The organism is Hoeflea sp. CAU 1731 (genome assembly GCF_039888615.1).
Taxonomy (GTDB): Bacteria; Pseudomonadota; Alphaproteobacteria; order Rhizobiales; family Rhizobiaceae; genus Flavimaribacter.
Window position 1 is genome coordinate 25,691 of sequence record NZ_JBDQQS010000008.1, and the last position, 16,789, is coordinate 42,479.

At 59.6% G+C, this 16,789-nt stretch carries 13 protein-coding genes and 1 tRNA gene; 13 read left to right on the forward strand and 1 reads right to left on the reverse strand.

The window, feature by feature from the left end:
- Positions 1-49 precede the first annotated feature (49 nt).
- The 11 genes from AAFN47_RS14025 to AAFN47_RS14075 all read left to right on the forward strand — a co-directional run bounded on the left by AAFN47_RS14025 (position 50) and on the right by AAFN47_RS14075 (position 13,078).
- On the forward strand, positions 50-1,528 hold the full coding sequence (locus AAFN47_RS14025; protein WP_499809867.1) for a sugar ABC transporter ATP-binding protein: 1,479 nt from the start codon (positions 50-52) through the stop codon (positions 1,526-1,528).
- Complete coding sequence (locus AAFN47_RS14030) at positions 1,506-2,501, forward strand: ABC transporter permease (RefSeq protein WP_499809868.1); 996 nt, start codon at positions 1,506-1,508, stop codon at positions 2,499-2,501. Before AAFN47_RS14025 ends, AAFN47_RS14030 begins: the two co-directional genes overlap by 23 nt.
- A complete protein-coding gene (locus tag AAFN47_RS14035) occupies positions 2,498-3,490 on the forward strand; it encodes an ABC transporter permease (RefSeq protein WP_499809869.1) in 993 nt (330 codons plus the stop codon). Before AAFN47_RS14030 ends, AAFN47_RS14035 begins: the two co-directional genes overlap by 4 nt.
- 18 nt (positions 3,491-3,508) lie before the next feature.
- The gene (locus tag AAFN47_RS14040) at positions 3,509-4,294 is read left to right on the forward strand and encodes an SDR family oxidoreductase (protein ID WP_499809870.1); all 786 of its coding nucleotides are present in this window, start codon (positions 3,509-3,511) and stop codon (positions 4,292-4,294) included.
- Positions 4,291-5,064: an SDR family NAD(P)-dependent oxidoreductase gene (locus AAFN47_RS14045; RefSeq protein WP_499809871.1), complete on the forward strand. Its 774-nt coding sequence runs from the start codon at positions 4,291-4,293 to the stop codon at positions 5,062-5,064. The genes AAFN47_RS14040 and AAFN47_RS14045 overlap by 4 nt, the downstream gene beginning before the upstream one ends.
- A complete protein-coding gene (locus AAFN47_RS14050) occupies positions 5,061-7,088 on the forward strand; it encodes an alpha-ketoacid dehydrogenase subunit alpha/beta (RefSeq protein ID WP_499809872.1) in 2,028 nt (675 codons plus the stop codon). The genes AAFN47_RS14045 and AAFN47_RS14050 overlap by 4 nt, the downstream gene beginning before the upstream one ends.
- A gap of 54 nt (positions 7,089-7,142) precedes the next feature.
- On the forward strand, positions 7,143-8,060 hold the full coding sequence (locus AAFN47_RS14055) for an alpha/beta hydrolase (protein ID WP_499809873.1): 918 nt from the start codon (positions 7,143-7,145) through the stop codon (positions 8,058-8,060).
- A 182-nt stretch (positions 8,061-8,242) separates the two neighbouring features.
- Positions 8,243-9,496 (forward strand): sugar ABC transporter substrate-binding protein, encoded by a 1,254-nt coding sequence (locus AAFN47_RS14060; protein WP_499809874.1) that lies wholly within the window; start codon positions 8,243-8,245, stop codon positions 9,494-9,496.
- Positions 9,493-11,064, forward strand: a complete 1,572-nt coding sequence (locus AAFN47_RS14065) for a sugar ABC transporter ATP-binding protein (protein ID WP_499809875.1) — start codon at positions 9,493-9,495, stop codon at positions 11,062-11,064. The genes AAFN47_RS14060 and AAFN47_RS14065 overlap by 4 nt, the downstream gene beginning before the upstream one ends.
- Before the next feature lie 8 nt (positions 11,065-11,072).
- Positions 11,073-12,041 (forward strand): ABC transporter permease, encoded by a 969-nt coding sequence (locus AAFN47_RS14070; RefSeq protein ID WP_499809876.1) that lies wholly within the window; start codon positions 11,073-11,075, stop codon positions 12,039-12,041.
- Positions 12,042-12,058: 17 nt separating this feature from the next.
- Positions 12,059-13,078, forward strand: a complete 1,020-nt coding sequence (locus AAFN47_RS14075; RefSeq protein WP_499809877.1) for an aldo/keto reductase — start codon at positions 12,059-12,061, stop codon at positions 13,076-13,078.
- Between the two features lie 566 nt (positions 13,079-13,644).
- On the opposite strand, the gene AAFN47_RS14080 is transcribed toward AAFN47_RS14075, so the two are convergent.
- A tRNA-Pro gene (locus AAFN47_RS14080) sits at positions 13,645-13,721 on the reverse strand.
- Between the two features lie 295 nt (positions 13,722-14,016).
- On the opposite strand from AAFN47_RS14080, the gene AAFN47_RS14085 reads away from it, so the two are divergent.
- Both AAFN47_RS14085 and AAFN47_RS14090 read left to right on the forward strand, forming a co-directional pair.
- The gene (locus AAFN47_RS14085; protein WP_499809878.1) at positions 14,017-15,165 is read left to right on the forward strand and encodes a fumarylacetoacetate hydrolase family protein; all 1,149 of its coding nucleotides are present in this window, start codon (positions 14,017-14,019) and stop codon (positions 15,163-15,165) included.
- A gap of 23 nt (positions 15,166-15,188) precedes the next feature.
- Positions 15,189-16,622 carry an aldehyde dehydrogenase family protein gene (locus AAFN47_RS14090; protein ID WP_499809879.1) on the forward strand — a complete coding sequence of 478 codons (1,434 nt, stop codon included), beginning with the start codon at positions 15,189-15,191 and terminating at the stop codon, positions 16,620-16,622.
- The last annotated feature ends 167 nt before the right edge of the window (positions 16,623-16,789 follow it).

Genomic DNA, 16,789 nt, shown 5'->3' on the forward strand with positions numbered 1-16,789 from the left:
GCGGTACTCGAACATCCATTGGCAGTAATCTGGTCTGGTGCGACTACTTATGCTTGAGATCGAAAATCTTTCAAAGGCTTACGGACCGGTGCAGGCGCTTTCCGGCGTCAGCTTCTCCGCAGAAAGGGGCAGGGTCACAGCGCTTCTGGGAGAGAACGGCGCCGGCAAATCGACCCTCGTCAAGGTTCTATCCGGATTGATTTCGCCCTCGTCCGGTGAAGTAAGCCTCGACGGATCGGCGGTCGATCTCTCTTCTCCAGAGCGGGCTCTCAGGTCGGGCGTCGCCGTCGTCCAACAGGAAATCAGCGTGCTCTCCAATCTGACAGTTGCGGAGAATTTTCTGCTCGCACATTCGTCGCGGTTGCTCAACCGCAGGAAGGCGGCCGACTGGTGCAAGCCCTATCTCGAACGTCTTGGCCTCGGCCGCGTGCCCGCAAATACGCCAGTATCCGATCTTACCATCGGTGAACGGCAGCTCGTGGAAATCGCGCGGATGCTGGCCCAGGATGCTGAGGTTCTGGTTCTTGACGAACCGACGGCCGCACTTGCCGACCACGATATCGAACTTGTGCACGGGGCCGTGCGCAGGCTCGCTTCGGAAAACAAGATCATTCTCTACATCACCCACCGTCTGAACGAACTCGAAGAGATCTGCGATGATGTGGTGGTATTGCGGAACGGCAAGCTGGCCGATCAGTTCAAGACGCAGCATGCGAGCATCAACCGCGTCGTCCATGCCATGATCGGCCGGGAGCTCGAGGAACTCTACCCGCAGCGCCTGATCCATTCCGGCGAACAGCCGGAACCTGTCATCCGCCTGGAAGACGTGACGACGGACGACGTCGTCAAGCCGCTAACGATGATCTTGCGCCCTGGAGAAGTGGTCGCGACATGTGGACAGCTCGGCAGTGGTCTCGTCGAGCCCCTGAGGGCCATTTCCGGTATATCGAAAACCCGCACGGGCAATGTTTATTTCGGCGGTTCGAACGGTAAGGCGCCTTCGGTGATCGATGGTGTAGCCTATTGCTCGGAAGACCGCCAGCATGACGGCTTCTTCAATAATCGTTCGGTCTGGGAGAGCCTCAGCGCACCGGCTCTTGCGGCTTCCGGCCTTTGGGGTTTCGTCAGCCCGAACCGGATGCGGAAGTCCGTCAACGCCATCGCCGAACGCATGACGATCCTGCCCGCCTATCGCGATCGGCAAGTCAGTGCGCTCTCCGGCGGCAATGCGCAGAAGGTCTCCATCGGTAAATGGCTGTCGAACAACCCGAAAGTCCTGCTTCTCGAGGAGCCGACGCGCGGCGTCGACATCGGCGCAAGAGCGGAAATCTACTCGCTGCTGCGCAGCCTGGCCGAAGAGGGAATGGCGGTTCTCTTCGCCAGTTCCGACCTCGACGAGGTGCTTGGCTTCGGCGAACGCGTTCTGATCTTTCACGGGAACCGGATGGTGCATGAAGCAGCCACGGAAGAGCTTTCCCGCGACACACTCGCAACCTGGATTACTCATGGCGGACTCGAAAGCAGATAACCCGCTGTCCCTGGGGCAGGGCGGGGCCGATGAAAAATCGGCCGAAAGAAAGTGGTTGAGGGATCTCGCTCCCTTCATCCCGATCGTTGCGCTCGGAGTACTTGCGGCACTCACGATCGACGGGTTCGGAACGGCGCCGAACCTCATCGCAATCGTGCAGGCATCGGCGATAACCGGAATTGCCGCAATCGGCGTAGCTGCCATTACCATCTGTGGCAAATTCGTCAGCCTTTCGATCGAGCAGCAGGCTGTGACATCCGCTTATGTCTTCGCGGCGCTCTATTCCGCCGGAACTCCGGTTGCGCTTGCCATGCTTGCCGCCCTTCTGGTGTCGGCCCTGCTGGGGCTCATCCAGGGCTATCTCGTTTCGCGCGGGTTAAACCCGATCGTCACGACACTTGCTTTTGGTTCGGCCCTGTTCGGCGCCGTCGTACTGCTGGCTGACAACCGTACGATCACGCTCAATCCCAATCCGATCGCCTGGCTAGGCGGCGGAACCACTTTCGGTGTTCCCAATCAGGCGATCATATTCCTGATCCTCGTTGCCATCGGCTCGTTTCTCCTGTCTCGAACGAAGATCGGCAGGCAGCTGGTGCTGACCGGAGCCAATCCCGAAGCCGCTGAACTCGTTGGAATCCCGACGAAGCGGATCGTGATGATCGCCTTTGTTGTTGCAGCGCTTGCCGCAGCCATCGTTGGTATCCTGGTCGTCGGGCAGGTCTCACAGGCCAAGAGCGACATGTTTCGCGGCCTGACCATCGATGTAGTTGCTGCCGTTCTCGTCGGCGGCATCGCCATCCAGGGCGGCGAGGGCCAGCTCTGGCGCGCCGGTTACGGGGCAATTGTGCTGACCATGCTCAGCAATGTCATGCTTCTGCTCGGCGTCGACGCCGGAGCGCGAGAATTGCTGAAAGGCCTTCTGGCCGGGGCCGTGCTCATCTTCATGACGATACTGCGGAGTCGCGGCCGATGAATTTCTCTTTCCTCAGGGATGCGAACTTTCAGGACCGGATCGCCATCGGTGTGCTTCTCTTCATCGGACTGTCGGCAACGATTCCGGGATTCGTCTCCGTGCCCAATGCGGGATCGATCATCGAGAATGTCGGTCTCATCGGCCTCGTCGGCACCGGGATCATGCTGACCATGGTTGTCGGCCAGCTCGACCTCGCAGTCGCTTCCGTCGCGGCTGTGTCCGCCATCATCGCCCTGACGCTTGCCGGCGTGTCGATCGCGCTCGGTATCGTTGTCGCTCTCGCCGTCGCCGGGGTCTACGGATCGCTGGTCGGGTACATCATCGATCGCACCGGCGTGAACTCGCTGGTGCTGACGGTCTGCATGCTGATCGGTTTGCGCGGTCTCGCGCTGATGATGACGCCCGATCGGCCCGCTATCCTGCCATTCGAGATGTTCTGGATTTCCGACGCTCTGGTCGCACAATGGGGACCGTTCACCCTTCTCGGGGTCATTTGCCTTGTCATCATTGGAATCGTCGGGCTGGCGATGCGGCAAACCAGGTTGGGGCTGTCCATGTACGCCGTCGGCGGCAATGTTGAACGAGCGCGGGGATCGGGTATTTCCACGACCCGCGTCTACATGGCGGCATTTGCCGGCTCCGCTGTTCTGGGCGCAATCGCGGGCATTCTCGCCGCCTTGCGTTCAGGTTCCGCATCGGGTCTCGGATTCGAGAATTTCCTGCTCGCTGGCATCACGGTCGCCGTGGTCGGCGGCGTTCCGCTGGAAGGCGGGCGCGGAACGGTCATCAATGTGCTGCTCGGGGCGCTGATCATCAGGCTGATCGCCTCTGCGGTCGCTCTTGGCGGCATACCCGGCTCGTTCGAAAGCATCGCGGTCGGCGGCATCCTGCTCGCCATGCTGCTGCTCGACTACGGCCTCGGAAGGCGGAGACAGGCGGCTACGGCCGGGTCGAAGGTCGCCTCGAGTCCAATCCAAACCCAACAGTAACAATGGAGGTATAAAACCATGAGTAACGGAAAGGGAGGCGCCGTCGTCACAGGCGCAGCACGCGGCATCGGTCGCGAACTGGCTATAGGCCTGTTGAAGGACGGTTTCGGCGTCGTCATTGCGGACGTCGATCCGGAAGTGGGTAACAAGACGGTCGAAGAACTTTCGAAGGATTTCGGAGACAAGGTCACATTCGCCAAGACCGATGTCACCAAGCGTGGTGACGTCAAGGCAGCTGTCGACGCCTGCCGCAAGGCCTTCGGTTCGATCAACGTCATGATTAACAATGCAGGCTTCAACAAGCCCGAGCCTTTCCTCGACGCAAGCGAAGAGATTTGGCGTGCCATTCTCGAGGTGAATTCGCTTGGCGTTCTGATCGGCATCCAGGAGGCCGCCAAGGCCATGATCGAAGACGGCGTCAAGGGCAAGATCATCAACACGGCATCGATCGCTGGACGGTCCGGATTCCCGGATTTCGCCCCCTATTCGGCGAGCAAGGCCGCGGTCATCAGCTTGACCCAGGCGGCTGCACGGGCGCTTGCCGGCAACGGCATCACCGTCAACGCTTTCGGCCCCGGTGTTGTCGACACACCGCTGTGGGAAAAGCTCGACGCCGATCTGCTCGAAATGGGTGCGAGCTCCGCTCCCGGTGAAGCGATGGGGGCGCTTGCCGGCCAGATCCTGCTCGGTCGTGTAGCCAAGCCCGCCGACGTCGTCGGTACCGTCCAGTTCCTGTGGTCGCCGCAAAGCGATTACATGACCGGCCAGGTCGTCCTGATCGACGGCGGGATGATCCTGCAATGAGCGCGCGTACGGGAGTGCTGACCGGCGCAGCCGGAGGCATCGGCAAGGCCACTACGGAACGCCTGCTCAAGGAGGGCTGGTCGCTGGTCCTGGTCGACCGGGACGATTCAATCAGGGACGTTGCCGCATCGACGGAATCTCCCGGAAACCAGAAGGTCATCGGCGTCGCCGCCGACATCACCGATCCCTCGAAATACGGAGCGATCGACGCCGCCGTGGCAGAGATCGGCGCGCCGCTGAAGTTGCTCGCCCTCGTGGCCGGCGTACTGCAGGAGGTCGGCGCCATAGAGAACCTCGAGATCGAGGAGTGGGACCGCGTCTTTAACATCAATCTGCGCGCCAACATGCTTCTGATGAAGCACTTCATTCCGGCGCTCAGGGCCGCAAACGGAGCGGCGATCGTCACCGTGTCGAGTTGGTACGGCAAGAGCGGTCACGGCTTCTTTGGCGCCTATTGCGCGTCCAAGGCCGGCCTGATTTCGTTGACTCATACTGCCGCGGACGAACTGGCGAAAGACAAGATCCGCGTCAACACGGTGGCGCCCGGCAATGTCGCGACAAGCATGCATCTCGATGCCCTGAACGAAGAGGCGCAGAAGCGTAACATCACCTTCGAGGAGATGAAGAAGATCGAGTGGGACAAGATCCCGTTGGAACGCGCAGCATATCCTTCGGAAATCGCGGATGCGATTAATTTCCTCGCCGGGCCTGACAGCAACTACATTACCGGCGCGACGATCGATGTGAACGGCGGTTGCCTCTTCTCATGACCGCCCCTGCATATCGGGACGGCGGTAATACCACGGTGCAATCGTCCGCCCCGGACATGGCCGTACTGAAACGCTGCTATCTCGATATGCTGCGGGTGCGGGGATTCGAACAGCGCGCCGAAGCGCTGTTCGAATCCGGCACAATTAAGGGAACTGCGCATTCCTGCGTAGGCCAGGAGGCGATCGCGGTAGGCGCCTGTGCGATGCTCGGGCACGACGACTACATCGTGTCGCATCATCGCGGACATGGACACTGCATCGCCAAAGGCGCCGATACCGAGCGGATGATGGCCGAACTTCTCGGTCGTGTGACCGGCTACGGACACGGCCTCGGCGGTTCCATGCACATTGCCGCCATGGAGCGCGGAATACTAGGCGCCAACGGCATTGTCGGGGCAGGCATCGGAATCGGTACCGGCGCCGGTCTTTCCGCCCGGATCCGCGGCACCGACCAGGTCTGCATCTCCTTCTTCGGAGATGGCGCGGCAAACGAAGGCATCTTTCACGAGTCGCTCAATCTTGCCGCACTCTGGAAGCTGCCTGTCATCTTTCTTTGCGAGAACAATCAGTATGGCTTGTCGCTCGGGGTTGAACAGGCTTCTGCCGTGCCTCAGATCTCTGCACGGGCGCCGGCCTACGGCATTCCCGGCGAGACGATCGACGGAAACGATATCATCGCTGTCATGTCATCGGTCGGCGCCGCAGTCGAACGTGCGCGGGCCGGAGGCGGGCCCAGCCTGATAGAATGCATGACCTATCGCTGGGGCGATCATTCCATGCGCAGCAATCTTCCATCCTACCGCTCGGCGGAGGAGGAGGAAGGTTGGCGCCGTGACCGAGATCCGATCGTCCATGCCGAAAAGCTCTTGTCTGAGCGGCAGGTGGGCCAGTCAACGCTGGACGAAATCCGCGGCCGGGCCGACAACGAGATCGATAGTGCCGTCGAGCGGGCCATGGAAGCCGCGGAGCCGACAATCGATATTCTGACGGAAGCGGTACAGATGCAGGCGCCGCCCGTCATCGTAGCGCCGGCTTCCGAAAACCGGACGATCAGCTATGTGGAGGCGGTCCGCGAAGGGCTTCACCAGTCGATGGAACGGGATGAGCGGGTTATCCTGCTGGGCGAGGATGTCGGCCGCATCGGCGGCCTGTTCCAGTGCACCGCGGGCCTCTACGACGCCTTCGGTGCGAAGCGGGTCCGCGACACGCCGATCTCCGAGAACGCCATCATCAATGCCGCCGTGGGCGCGGCCCTCACCGGTCTGCGGCCCGTGGTCGAGGTGCAGTTCTTCGACTTCATCACCCACATGATGGATGCTATCGTCAACCAGGCGGCGAAGCTGCGTTTTATGCTTGGCGGCGAATCCAGCGTGCCGTTGGTCGTGAGAGGGCCGCAAGGCGGCGGGCTTCGGCTTGCCGCGCAGCACTCGCAGTCGTTGGAGAGCTGGTTTGCCTGCATACCGGGTCTGACGGTAATCGCACCCTCGAACCCCTATGACATCAAGGGATTACTTGCAGCCGCGATCGCGGACGACAATCCGGTTGTCTTCATCGAACACAAGTTGCTCTATCAGCGCAGCAATGGCGAGGTTCCGGAGGCCTATTACACGCTGCCGATTGGCAAGGCCGATATCAAGCGGACGGGACAAGACGTCACGATTGTTGCGACCATGGCGATGGTCGATGCAGCGCTTTCCGTCGCGCGCGCACTCGAGCGCGAAGGCATCGATGCGGAAGTCATCGATCCGCGTACCCTGCGTCCCCTCGACATGGAGACAATCGTCGATTCCGTCAAGAAGACGAACCGTTGCGTGGTCGTGCATGAAGCATGGCGTTCCTACGGGTGCGGAGCGGAGATCTCAGCGCAGATCATGGAACAGGCCTTCGACTATCTGGACGCTCCCGTCGCGCGGATCGGCATGGAGGAAGTGCCGATGCCCTACAACGCAAAGCTGGAACGATCCCTCATTCCGAATGCGGACGTGATCGCTGAGGCCGTCCGGGAGGTCTGCTACCGCAGCTAGCGCGTTTCATAACCAGAAAAGCCAATCATCCATTAAGACAAGAAGGAGAGTGAAATGGTCGAAAGATTGGATGTCGAATTCCAGTCGGAGGGCGCAACCTGCCGGGCATGGTTCTATCGGGGGCACCCCACGGAGAAGCGGCCTACCGTGGTGCTTGCGGGCGGCTGGTGCTATGTCCGCGAGATCGTGATGCCGGTCTATGCCCAGGCTTTCGCCGAGGCCGGCGTCAACGCCATGATCTTCGATTATCGCAATCTCGGCGTATCGGACGGCGACAACCGCCAGCACCTTGACCCCTGGGCGCAGATTCGCGACTACCAGAACGCGCTGAGTTTCCTGGAGCGCCACGAGAACGTCGATCCGGACCGGCTCGGCGTGTGGGGCATCTCCTATTCAGGCGGCCACGCGCTGATCCTTGCCGCAACCGATCCCCGCATCAAGGCGATCGTCAGCCAGATTCCGGTGGTCGACGGATACGAGAACATGCGCCGCGCCCATGGCACGATGGAATACCGGGCGCTTTGGGATCTGATCCTGAAGGACCGGGCGTTGCGTTACGAGAAGCCCGGCGAACGGCTCTACCTGCCGCATGCGACGGAAGATTCCTCGAAGGAGATCTCGTCCTGGCCGTTCCCGGAAACAGTCCGCACATTCATGAAGATCAAGGAAACGGAAGCTCCCTTGTATGAGAACAAGAGCACGGTGGAGTCCGTCGACCTGCTCCTGAATTACGACGTCGGTCCGTTCGTCAGGCGCATCTACGACACGCCGACATTGATGATCGTCGCGGAAGGCGATGACCTGACGCTGTGGGATCTCGAGATCAATGCGTTCAACCAGATTCCGACGAACAAGAAGAAGCTCGAAGTGCTTCCGCATACCAGCCACATGACGCTTTATTCGGACAAGTCGAAGGTGGAAAAGGCGGCCGAGATGGCGACCGCCTGGTTCGTCGAGACCTTGAAGCCCTGAAGAAAAGAAAACTGGCAAAAAGCAGCGATGCAATCGATTGACAAGCTGCTTTCATTCATTGCAAGATAACAACTGTCGGAGGAGACAATCGACTAAACTGTTGACCATTCAATGCCCCGCACTTCGCAGGGTTCACTATTTGACCTCAAAAGCAATCGATTGCAATTACGGGAGGAAACGTAATGTCTGATGAAGAATCAATACTGAAAGCAGGAACTCAAATCCGAAACCCGATGTCGCGCCGCGTGTTCATGCAGCTCGCTGCGGCTGCGGGCGTCAGCGTTCCGGCAGGCCTCGCCCTAGGTGGTCTGGATGGCGTCGCGAGAGCGGCCGAAGGCAAGGCTGCGACCCTCGTCGCCACGCCTGCAAACGACTATTGGGCGGCATTTATCAAGGGCTTTCAAGCAACGGCGCCGGCGCTCGGTACCGAGCAGGTCGAACTCTACCACGACAACGATACGGCCCGCGAAATCTCGCAGGTCCGCGGCCTGCCGACGCAGGGCGTCAACATGCTGATCAACACGGTCATTGCCGCAGGCGAAGTGCCGATGATTGCGAAGCTTTGTCAGGAAAACGGCATCTACTACACCTCTGTGTGGGAAATCCCTGCCTGGTTCACGCCGCCGGACGTCGGTGATCATTTCATCAACTACATGACCGCAAACTCCGTCGAGGCCGGTTACCAGGTCGCCAAGGTGTTGTTCGAATCGATCGGCGGCGAGGGTGAGGTGGTCCACATCAAAGGGCTTGCAACACCCACCGACGACGCCCGCACGGCCGGTGTCGAGAAGGCTGCGGCCGAGTTCCCGGGCATCAAGCTCGTCGGTAATCCGCGCGGCGACTGGGTTCGCGAAAAAGCCCGCACGGTCATGCTCAGCATGGTGACAGCCTATCCGAACATGAAAGCGGTCTTCGCGCAGAACGACTCCATGGCCCTCGGCGCGCTCAGCGTGCTGAAAGAGCGCAACATGACCGACGTCAAGATCGCCGGCATCGACGGTCTGTCGGAAGGTCTGCAGGAAGTGGCGAAGGGCGGCCAGTATGTCGCCACCAACACGTCGCTGGCGCCTTATCAGGCGGGCTTTGCTGCCGTGACCCTGTTCGATGCCTTCAACGGCTGGAAACCAAAGCTTGCAGAGCGACTTCTCTATACGGGCTCCCTGACGGCGACGGCGGAAAACGCCGCCGAGATCGACCAGAAGATCTACAAGGCCGCGGAACTGCCATTCGACTTCAAGAAGATGAGCCGGACCCTCAACCCCGACTCCTGGGACCCGCAGAACAACATTTATCCGATAGATCCGTTCACGCATTGGGCCGGTCAGGATGGGGAAGCTAACCTCAACGAAGCTTACAGGTCAGCTGACTGGAAAGCCGAGTTCGACGCGGTGGCTAAGCTTTACGCCGATCACTACAAGTCCGGCCCATTTAAATGACGTCTTCGATTGCGAAGGTTGAGAAGGGATCGACCGACGGTCGGTCCCTCGCTGCACCTGCACTCGAACTTCGCGGCGTATCGAAATCCTATCCGGGCGTGCGCGCCCTTTCCGATGTCAGCTTCACCCTGCAGCGTCATCAGATGATTGGCCTCGTGGGCGAGAATGGCGCGGGAAAGTCCACGCTTCTGTCGATCGTCAACGGCACCGTGCGACCGGATTCCGGATCGATCAGGATCAATGGTGCGGACGTCCGGTTTGGTCATCCGACGGAAGCGTCGCGAAACGGCATCGCCACTGTTTTCCAGGAACAGGGGCTCATACCTAACATACCGGTCTTCGAGAATATCTTCCTCGGCCGGGAAAAGAGATTTGCCGTCGGCGGCTGGCTGCTGCGCAAGGCGATGATCGACGAGGCGAAACAAGTTCTCGACGAATTGCAGATCGATGTCACCCCGACCAGCCTGACCGGTTCACTGACTTTCGGTCAGCGGCAGCTTGTGGAGATCGCAAAGGCGTTCGCCTTGAAACGGGTTTATCCGGTCGAGCCGATCATTCTGCTGGACGAGCCGACAAGTGCTCTTTCGGACATGGAGGCCGAGAAGCTGTTCGAGGGAATCCGACGCTGGCGTTCGCAGGCATCCTTCGTCCTGGTTTCGCATCGCCTGGCAGATGTCTTTGCGACGTGCGACGAGGTGGTCGCCCTCAAGGATGGCGAAGTGATCGACCAGCGGCCCATCAACTCGATCGATGAGCCCGGACTCCACGAGTTGATTGTCGGGCGTCAGAGAAACGAGGAATATTACCGCGAAGCAATCCAGCGCAACCCGTCGGACACGGTAGTCCTGCATGCCGAAAACATCATGCGCGAGGGACACCTCGAAAGCGTTTCGCTTGATCTCCATGAAGGCGAGATCCTTGGAATTGCCGGGGTTCTGGGATCGGGCAAGTCGTCGCTTGCACGCATTATTGCCGGGGCCGACAGCCAGGACGAAGGCCGCGTTGAGGCGTTCGGTACTGTGCTGGATGCCGGATCTCGGCAGAGCGCCATCCGCCAGGGTATCGGCTATGTTCCGGCGGAACGCCACGCCGAAGGCATTATCGGCACCGCCAGTGTCGAGTGGAACCTGACATTGCCCAATCTCAAGCAACTCGGCTTGGGCCTTCTGGGTCTGATCTCCCAATCGAAGAGCCGCCGCCTGACCACGGAGTGGATTGACCGGCTAAAGGTACGGGCTTCCGGACCGGCAGCAAGCTGCAGGACGCTTTCCGGCGGAAACCAGCAGAAGATCGTTTTCGCCAAGTGGCTGGCGAGCGGTGTGCGCATCCTGGTGCTCGACGATCCAGGACGCGGCCTCGACGTCGGTGCAAAAGAAGACATTTACGGGCTGATGCGGGAAATCACTGCCAACGGCGGCGCGATCATGCTCGTCTCGGACAATCTGCCCGAGTTGATCGGACTGTCCAATCGCATCCTGGTGCTCCGGAAGGGGAAAGTTTCAGCCATTTTCGATGCACCGAAAGAAGACAAGCCGCGCGAAGTCGATGTCGTGGCTGCCATGCTCTAGGAACTGTGATGACCGGTACGGGTAAAAAGAATATCACCGCAGACATCAACCTTCGTACGATCCTGCTGCCATTAGTGGCGATTGTCGTTCTGATTGTCTATTTCACCTACGTCAATCCGCTGTTCTTCTCGTACGCCAACGCGATCAATATCGGCCGTCAGTCCGCCGTCCTGCTGATCGTGGCGCTGGCAGGAACGGTAGTGATCCTGATCGGATCCATCGACCTGTCCGTGGGAGCACAGGTCACCCTGACCGGCATCCTTGCGGCGCTGACGGTCGACAAGTTCGGAGCGGTCGGAGCGACACTCATCTCGGTCGGCGTCGGAGCGCTGGTCGGCCTTATCAATGGCGGTCTGGTAACGGCACTCAAGGTTCCGTCGTTCCTGGTGACGCTCGGCATGCTGTCGGTGCTGTCAGGCTTGTCGAACCAGATATCACGCGGCCAGTCGATCCTGTTCATGGACGGCTCGCTGACCGACATCGTCAACGGCACCTATCTGCTCGGTATCCCCAATGTCATCTGGTTCGCCCTACTGGCGGTGGCGCTCCTGACCATCGTGGCCTTCTACACCAAGCTAGGCCGCTATCTCTATGCCATCGGTGGCGGCGAGATCGTGGCCGCGAATGCCGGTGTGCCGGTGATCTTCTACAAGGTGCTGACCTTCGCGCTCGCCGGCGCCATTTGCGGCTTTGCAGGCGTCATTATGACCGGACAGATCGGAGCCGGTACGCCAACGGCCGGCAGCAGTCTCCTGCTCAATTCCATCGCCGCCGTCGTCATGGGCGGAACGGCGCTTTCGGGCGGTGTCGGCGGTCCGCATCGCACCTTCCTCGGCGTGCTCGTCATCGCCATCCTGACCAACGGCATGGATGTCACCGAGGTCAACAGTTTCACCCAGGACATCGTCAAGGGGATCGTCATCATTCTGGCGGTCTCCCTGACGATTGACCGTTCGAAATACCCATTCATCAAGTAGCAAGGGAGGTTGTCGTCATGGAGGCGTCACAGAAACGGAAGTTCGGACGGACGGGCCTTGAGGTCACCGCCATGGGGTTCGGCACCGCGCCGATTGGGAATCAATTCAGGGCGGTTCCGGAACAGGATGTGCGTGACGTGATACAGCACGCCTGGGACGCCGGGCTGCGGTATTTCGATACGGCTCCCATGTACGGCCACGGCCTGTCTGAACACAGACTGGGGGAGTCGCTCCGCAAGTTTCCGCGGGACGAATATGTACTGTCGACCAAGGTCGGCCGGTTGCTAAAGCCGGTGCCGGAAGGCAATCTCACCTCGTTCTTCTGGGTCGACATGCCACCCTTCGAAGTCGTCCACGACTACAGCTATGACGGCTGCATGCGCTCTTTCGAGGACAGCATGCAGCGGCTCGGCGTTTCGAAGATCGATACGCTGTTCATTCATGACATCGACGTCTTCTCCCATGGGCCCGAACTGCAGAAGGAGCATTTCCGTACCGCCATGGATAGTGGCTTCAAGGCGCTTGAAAAATTGCGTTCGGAAGGCGTGGTCAAGGCAATCGGTGTAGGCTGCAACGAGTGGCAGGTCTGCGAGGCTGCCCTCAGAGAACGCGACTTCGACTGTTTCCTTTTGGCCGGCAGGTACACGTTGCTCGAACAGGATGCGCTCGATACATTCCTGCCATTGTGTGAGGAACGCGACGTTTCCATCGTGCTCGGAGGGGGGTTCAACAGCGGAATTCTCGCGACTGGTGCCGTCAAGGGCGCGCACTACAATTACAGCGAGGCCGGACCCGATATCCTGGATCATGTTTCGAAGATCGAAGCCGTCTGCAAACGCTACGATGTGCCGTTGGCCGCTGCCGCTCTGCAGTTCGTGTTGGCGCATCCGGCGATCTCCACCAACATCCCGGGCACCCGGACGAAGAAGCATCTCGATCAGAATGTTGCCCTCATCAATCATGATATCCCGGCGGATTTCTGGACGGAACTGAAGAACGAGGGTCTTATACGCGAGAATGCGCCTACACCAGCTTGAAATCACTTGGTAAACTCACCCGCATCTCGGGCCAGATAGCGGTCTGACAGATGCAACCGAACACATCGTGAGGTTTTATCGCTGTTCGTGATTTGAGCGAATGGTTTTCCAAAAGCTACTTTGTTTGCACTCTCTTTGCTGGTCAGATTTTAGTTCAGAACGCGATAGTTCTCAGCCAGATCTAAAGAAGTAATTCGAAATCAACAGATGCTAGAGAATAGTGCTCCTTGATTGAATTAGAGATGCGTCCGATGGTGCAGGCGGTGTGATTCTTTGGGTCAAGGAGATGATTTGATGACCCATGCACTTTCCTGTGACCTTCGCCGCCATGTAGCGGACGCCATTGCCAAGGGCCAGTCGCGCCGCGCGGCGGCCGAAAACTATTCGATCTCGGGATCTCGAATTCACTGTTCTGAATAATAGTGATCTATGTCTTCGCAGCAAGGGAAATAGATGGAGACACGTCCGCGGTTTGATATGTTCAGCATTTGCGATGGAAGATGTTATTTCAGGTGGGTATCAGTGTGGGTAAGACTTTAGCATTGTAGCTAAGTTATTGAAAGAAATGGTCGGAGTGAGAGGATTCGAACCTCCGACCCCCTCGTCCCGAACGAGGTGCGCTACCAGGCTGCGCTACACTCCGATCCGTATTTCCGGCGACGCCACAAGAGCGTCCCGGTCATCGGCGGCGTTGAAAGTTTCGGGATGGCCGCCAATCGCCCGCATGTAACGGCGATTGCGGTGAGCGTCAAGTCCGGATTCGGTCTGTTTGAAAGCTGCGTTCGTCCATGCCGCGCATCGGCGTTCGACATTCCAAAATCGGGGTCCCGGAGATTCTCCGTAGCCTCGTCTTTCGATTCCGTTTTTTTACGGTATAAACGCCAGGATACAACCAGCGGCGCAACACGGATAAACCGCGATCAAGGGGGTGACCGACGATGAGAAGCCTGTCTATGCCGGACCGCGGCGTGTTCGTTGGAAGGGTGTGGCGACCGGATGCGCAAGGCCCGTCGGTTGTCGCTCTGCGCGACGGCAAGCTGTTCGACATCACGTCGAAAGATGTTCCCACGATGCGAGACTTCCTCGAACGCGATGACGCAGTCGCTTATGCCAATGCGACGGAGGGCCGGTCGATCGGTTTGCTTGAGGAAATCGCTGCGCGGAGCTTCCACACCGGAGCCGACGCTGTCCATCTGCTCGCTCCTTGCGACCTTCAGGCCGTAAAGGCCTGCGGCGTGACCTTCGCCAGTTCGATGATCGAGCGCGTGATCGAAGAGCGGGCGGCGGGCGACCCTTCCAAGGCGGACGCCATTCGACGCCGCTGCATGGAGATTATCGGAGACAGTCTGAAAAATCTCGAGGCCGGATCGGAGCGGGCGCGAGAGGTCAAGAAGGCGTTGATCGAGGAAGGAGTCTGGTCGCAATACCTGGAAGTCGGCATCGGCCCTGACGCGGAGGTCTTCACCAAATGCCAGCCCATGGCTTCCGTCGGCTGGGGCGCGGCGGTGGGGCTGCACCCGGTCTCGGCCTGGAACAACCCTGAGCCGGAGGTGGTTCTGGCGGTAGACAGCAAGGGCAGGGTTAAGGGCGCGACGCTCGGCAATGACGTCAATTTGCGTGATGTCGAGGGCCGCTCGGCGTTGCTGCTCGGCAAGGCCAAGGACAACAATGCGTCAAGCGCGATCGGGCCCTTCATCCGTCTCTTCGACGAAACCTACGGCATGGACGACGTCCGCAACGCAGAACTCGATCTGATGGTGGAAGGCGACGACGGTTTCGTGCTGAAAGGCTCCAGTTCCATGAAGGAGATCAGTCGCGATCCTCTGGATCTCGTCGGCCAGGCATGCGGCGCTCATCACCAGTATCCGGACGGCTTCATGCTGTTTCTCGGAACGCTTTTCGCGCCGACCCAGGATCGCGATGTCGAGGGCGAAGGATTCACCCACAAGCTGGGAGACATCGTGGAAATTTCTGCCTCCGGTCTCGGCAGTCTGACCAATATCGTGAAGCTTTCAACCGAATGTCCGCCCTGGACCTTCGGCGCGCGGGCGCTCATGCAAAATCTGGCGCACCGCAATCTACTCTAATCCGACAGAAGGATATGACGAACATGACCATTCATGCAAATCTCATCGACGGCGAATGGGTTAGCGGTTCCGAGGCGCCGAACATCAATCCCTCCAACACCGACGAAGTGGTGGGGGAGTATGCGCGCGCTGACGCAGGGCAGACGGAGCAGGCGATCGCCGCGGCGAAGGCGGCGTCACACGCCTGGTCGCGGTCGGGCCTGTTGCAGCGTAACGACATTCTGAAGAAGGCGGCGGCTGAAATACTCGCCCGCAAGGAAGAATTGGGCAGCCTGCTGTCGCGCGAGGAAGGCAAGACGCTTGCCGAAGGGATTGGCGAAACGATCCGCGCGGCGCAGATCTTCGATTTCTTCGCAGGTGAGGCGTTGCGCCTATACGGAGAAACCGTGCCGTCTGTGCGTCCTGGCGTCGGCGTCGAGATGACCCGTGAAGCCGTTGGTGTGGTTGGCGTGATAACGCCTTGGAATTTCCCGATCGCTATCCCGGCCTGGAAAATCGCGCCGGCGCTGTGTTACGGCAACACAATCGTCTTCAAACCGGCGGATCTGGTTCCGGGCTGTTCGTGGGCGATTGTCGACATCCTGCATCGCGCGGGATTGCCCAATGGCGTTCTCAATCTCGTCATGGGGCGCGGATCGGTGGTCGGACAGGCGATCCTCGACAGTCCCGATGTCAACGCCATAACCTTCACCGGCTCGGTCGCGACTGGCAAGCGGGTGGCGGCCGCGAGCGTGGAGCACATGCGCAAATTCCAGCTCGAAATGGGAGGCAAGAATCCGCTTGTCGTCCTCGACGACGCCGATCTTCCGACGGCCGTCGAATGCGCGGCCAACGGGGCGTTTTTCTCGACAGGCCAGCGCTGCACGGCATCCTCCCGGCTGATCGTGACAAAGGGCGTGCATGACGCCTTCGTGGCGGCGCTGACGAAGCGGCTTGAGGGTCTGGTCGTCGACGACGCAATGAAGGAAGGCACGCATATCGGCCCGGTCGTTGACCAGAGCCAGCTCGACCAGGACGTGTCCTATATCGAGATCGGCCAATCCGAAGGCGCGAAACTCGCCTTTGGCGGCGCGCGATTGCAGCGGGCGACGCCCGGTTTCTACCTGCAGCCGGCGCTGTTTACCGAATGCACCAACAATATGCGGATTTCGCGCGAGGAAATATTCGGACCGGTCGCAAGCACCATTCGCGTCAAAGACTATGACGAGGCGCTGGCTGTCGCCAACGACACGCCGTTCGGCCTGTCCGCCGGCATTTGTACGCAGAGCCTGAAATACGCCACTGACTTCAAGCGCAACTCCGAGGCGGGGATGGTGATGGTCAACCTGCCGACAGCCGGGGTCGATTTCCATGTGCCCTTCGGCGGTCGCAAGGGATCAAGCTATGGTCCGCGTGAACAGGGTCGCTACGCGGCCGAATTCTACACCACGGTGAAGACGGCATACACCAGTGGCTGATCGGAAATACGCATGGGGCCGGGCTCTTGTGATTGATATTGCATCAAAAATACTACCCCTGTTCTGTAGGCTCTTTATCGGGATGATTTTGAAAAATACCGGAACTTCAAATCCTCGATACTTGTGTTTGCATTTATGAAATCAACTTGTCATAGTGCCCGCCCAGA

Coding starts and splice junctions, on each gene's coding strand:
- AAFN47_RS14025 (WP_499809867.1), top strand. CDS start 50: ATGCTTGAGATCGAAAATCTTTCAAAGGCTTACGGACCGGTGCAGGCG.
- AAFN47_RS14030 (WP_499809868.1), top strand. CDS start 1,506: ATGGCGGACTCGAAAGCAGATAACCCGCTGTCCCTGGGGCAGGGCGGG.
- AAFN47_RS14035 (WP_499809869.1), top strand. CDS start 2,498: ATGAATTTCTCTTTCCTCAGGGATGCGAACTTTCAGGACCGGATCGCC.
- AAFN47_RS14040 (WP_499809870.1), top strand. CDS start 3,509: ATGAGTAACGGAAAGGGAGGCGCCGTCGTCACAGGCGCAGCACGCGGC.
- AAFN47_RS14045 (WP_499809871.1), top strand. CDS start 4,291: ATGAGCGCGCGTACGGGAGTGCTGACCGGCGCAGCCGGAGGCATCGGC.
- AAFN47_RS14050 (WP_499809872.1), top strand. CDS start 5,061: ATGACCGCCCCTGCATATCGGGACGGCGGTAATACCACGGTGCAATCG.
- AAFN47_RS14055 (WP_499809873.1), top strand. CDS start 7,143: ATGGTCGAAAGATTGGATGTCGAATTCCAGTCGGAGGGCGCAACCTGC.
- AAFN47_RS14060 (WP_499809874.1), top strand. CDS start 8,243: ATGTCTGATGAAGAATCAATACTGAAAGCAGGAACTCAAATCCGAAAC.
- AAFN47_RS14065 (WP_499809875.1), top strand. CDS start 9,493: ATGACGTCTTCGATTGCGAAGGTTGAGAAGGGATCGACCGACGGTCGG.
- AAFN47_RS14070 (WP_499809876.1), top strand. CDS start 11,073: ATGACCGGTACGGGTAAAAAGAATATCACCGCAGACATCAACCTTCGT.
- AAFN47_RS14075 (WP_499809877.1), top strand. CDS start 12,059: ATGGAGGCGTCACAGAAACGGAAGTTCGGACGGACGGGCCTTGAGGTC.
- AAFN47_RS14085 (WP_499809878.1), top strand. CDS start 14,017: ATGAGAAGCCTGTCTATGCCGGACCGCGGCGTGTTCGTTGGAAGGGTG.
- AAFN47_RS14090 (WP_499809879.1), top strand. CDS start 15,189: ATGACCATTCATGCAAATCTCATCGACGGCGAATGGGTTAGCGGTTCC.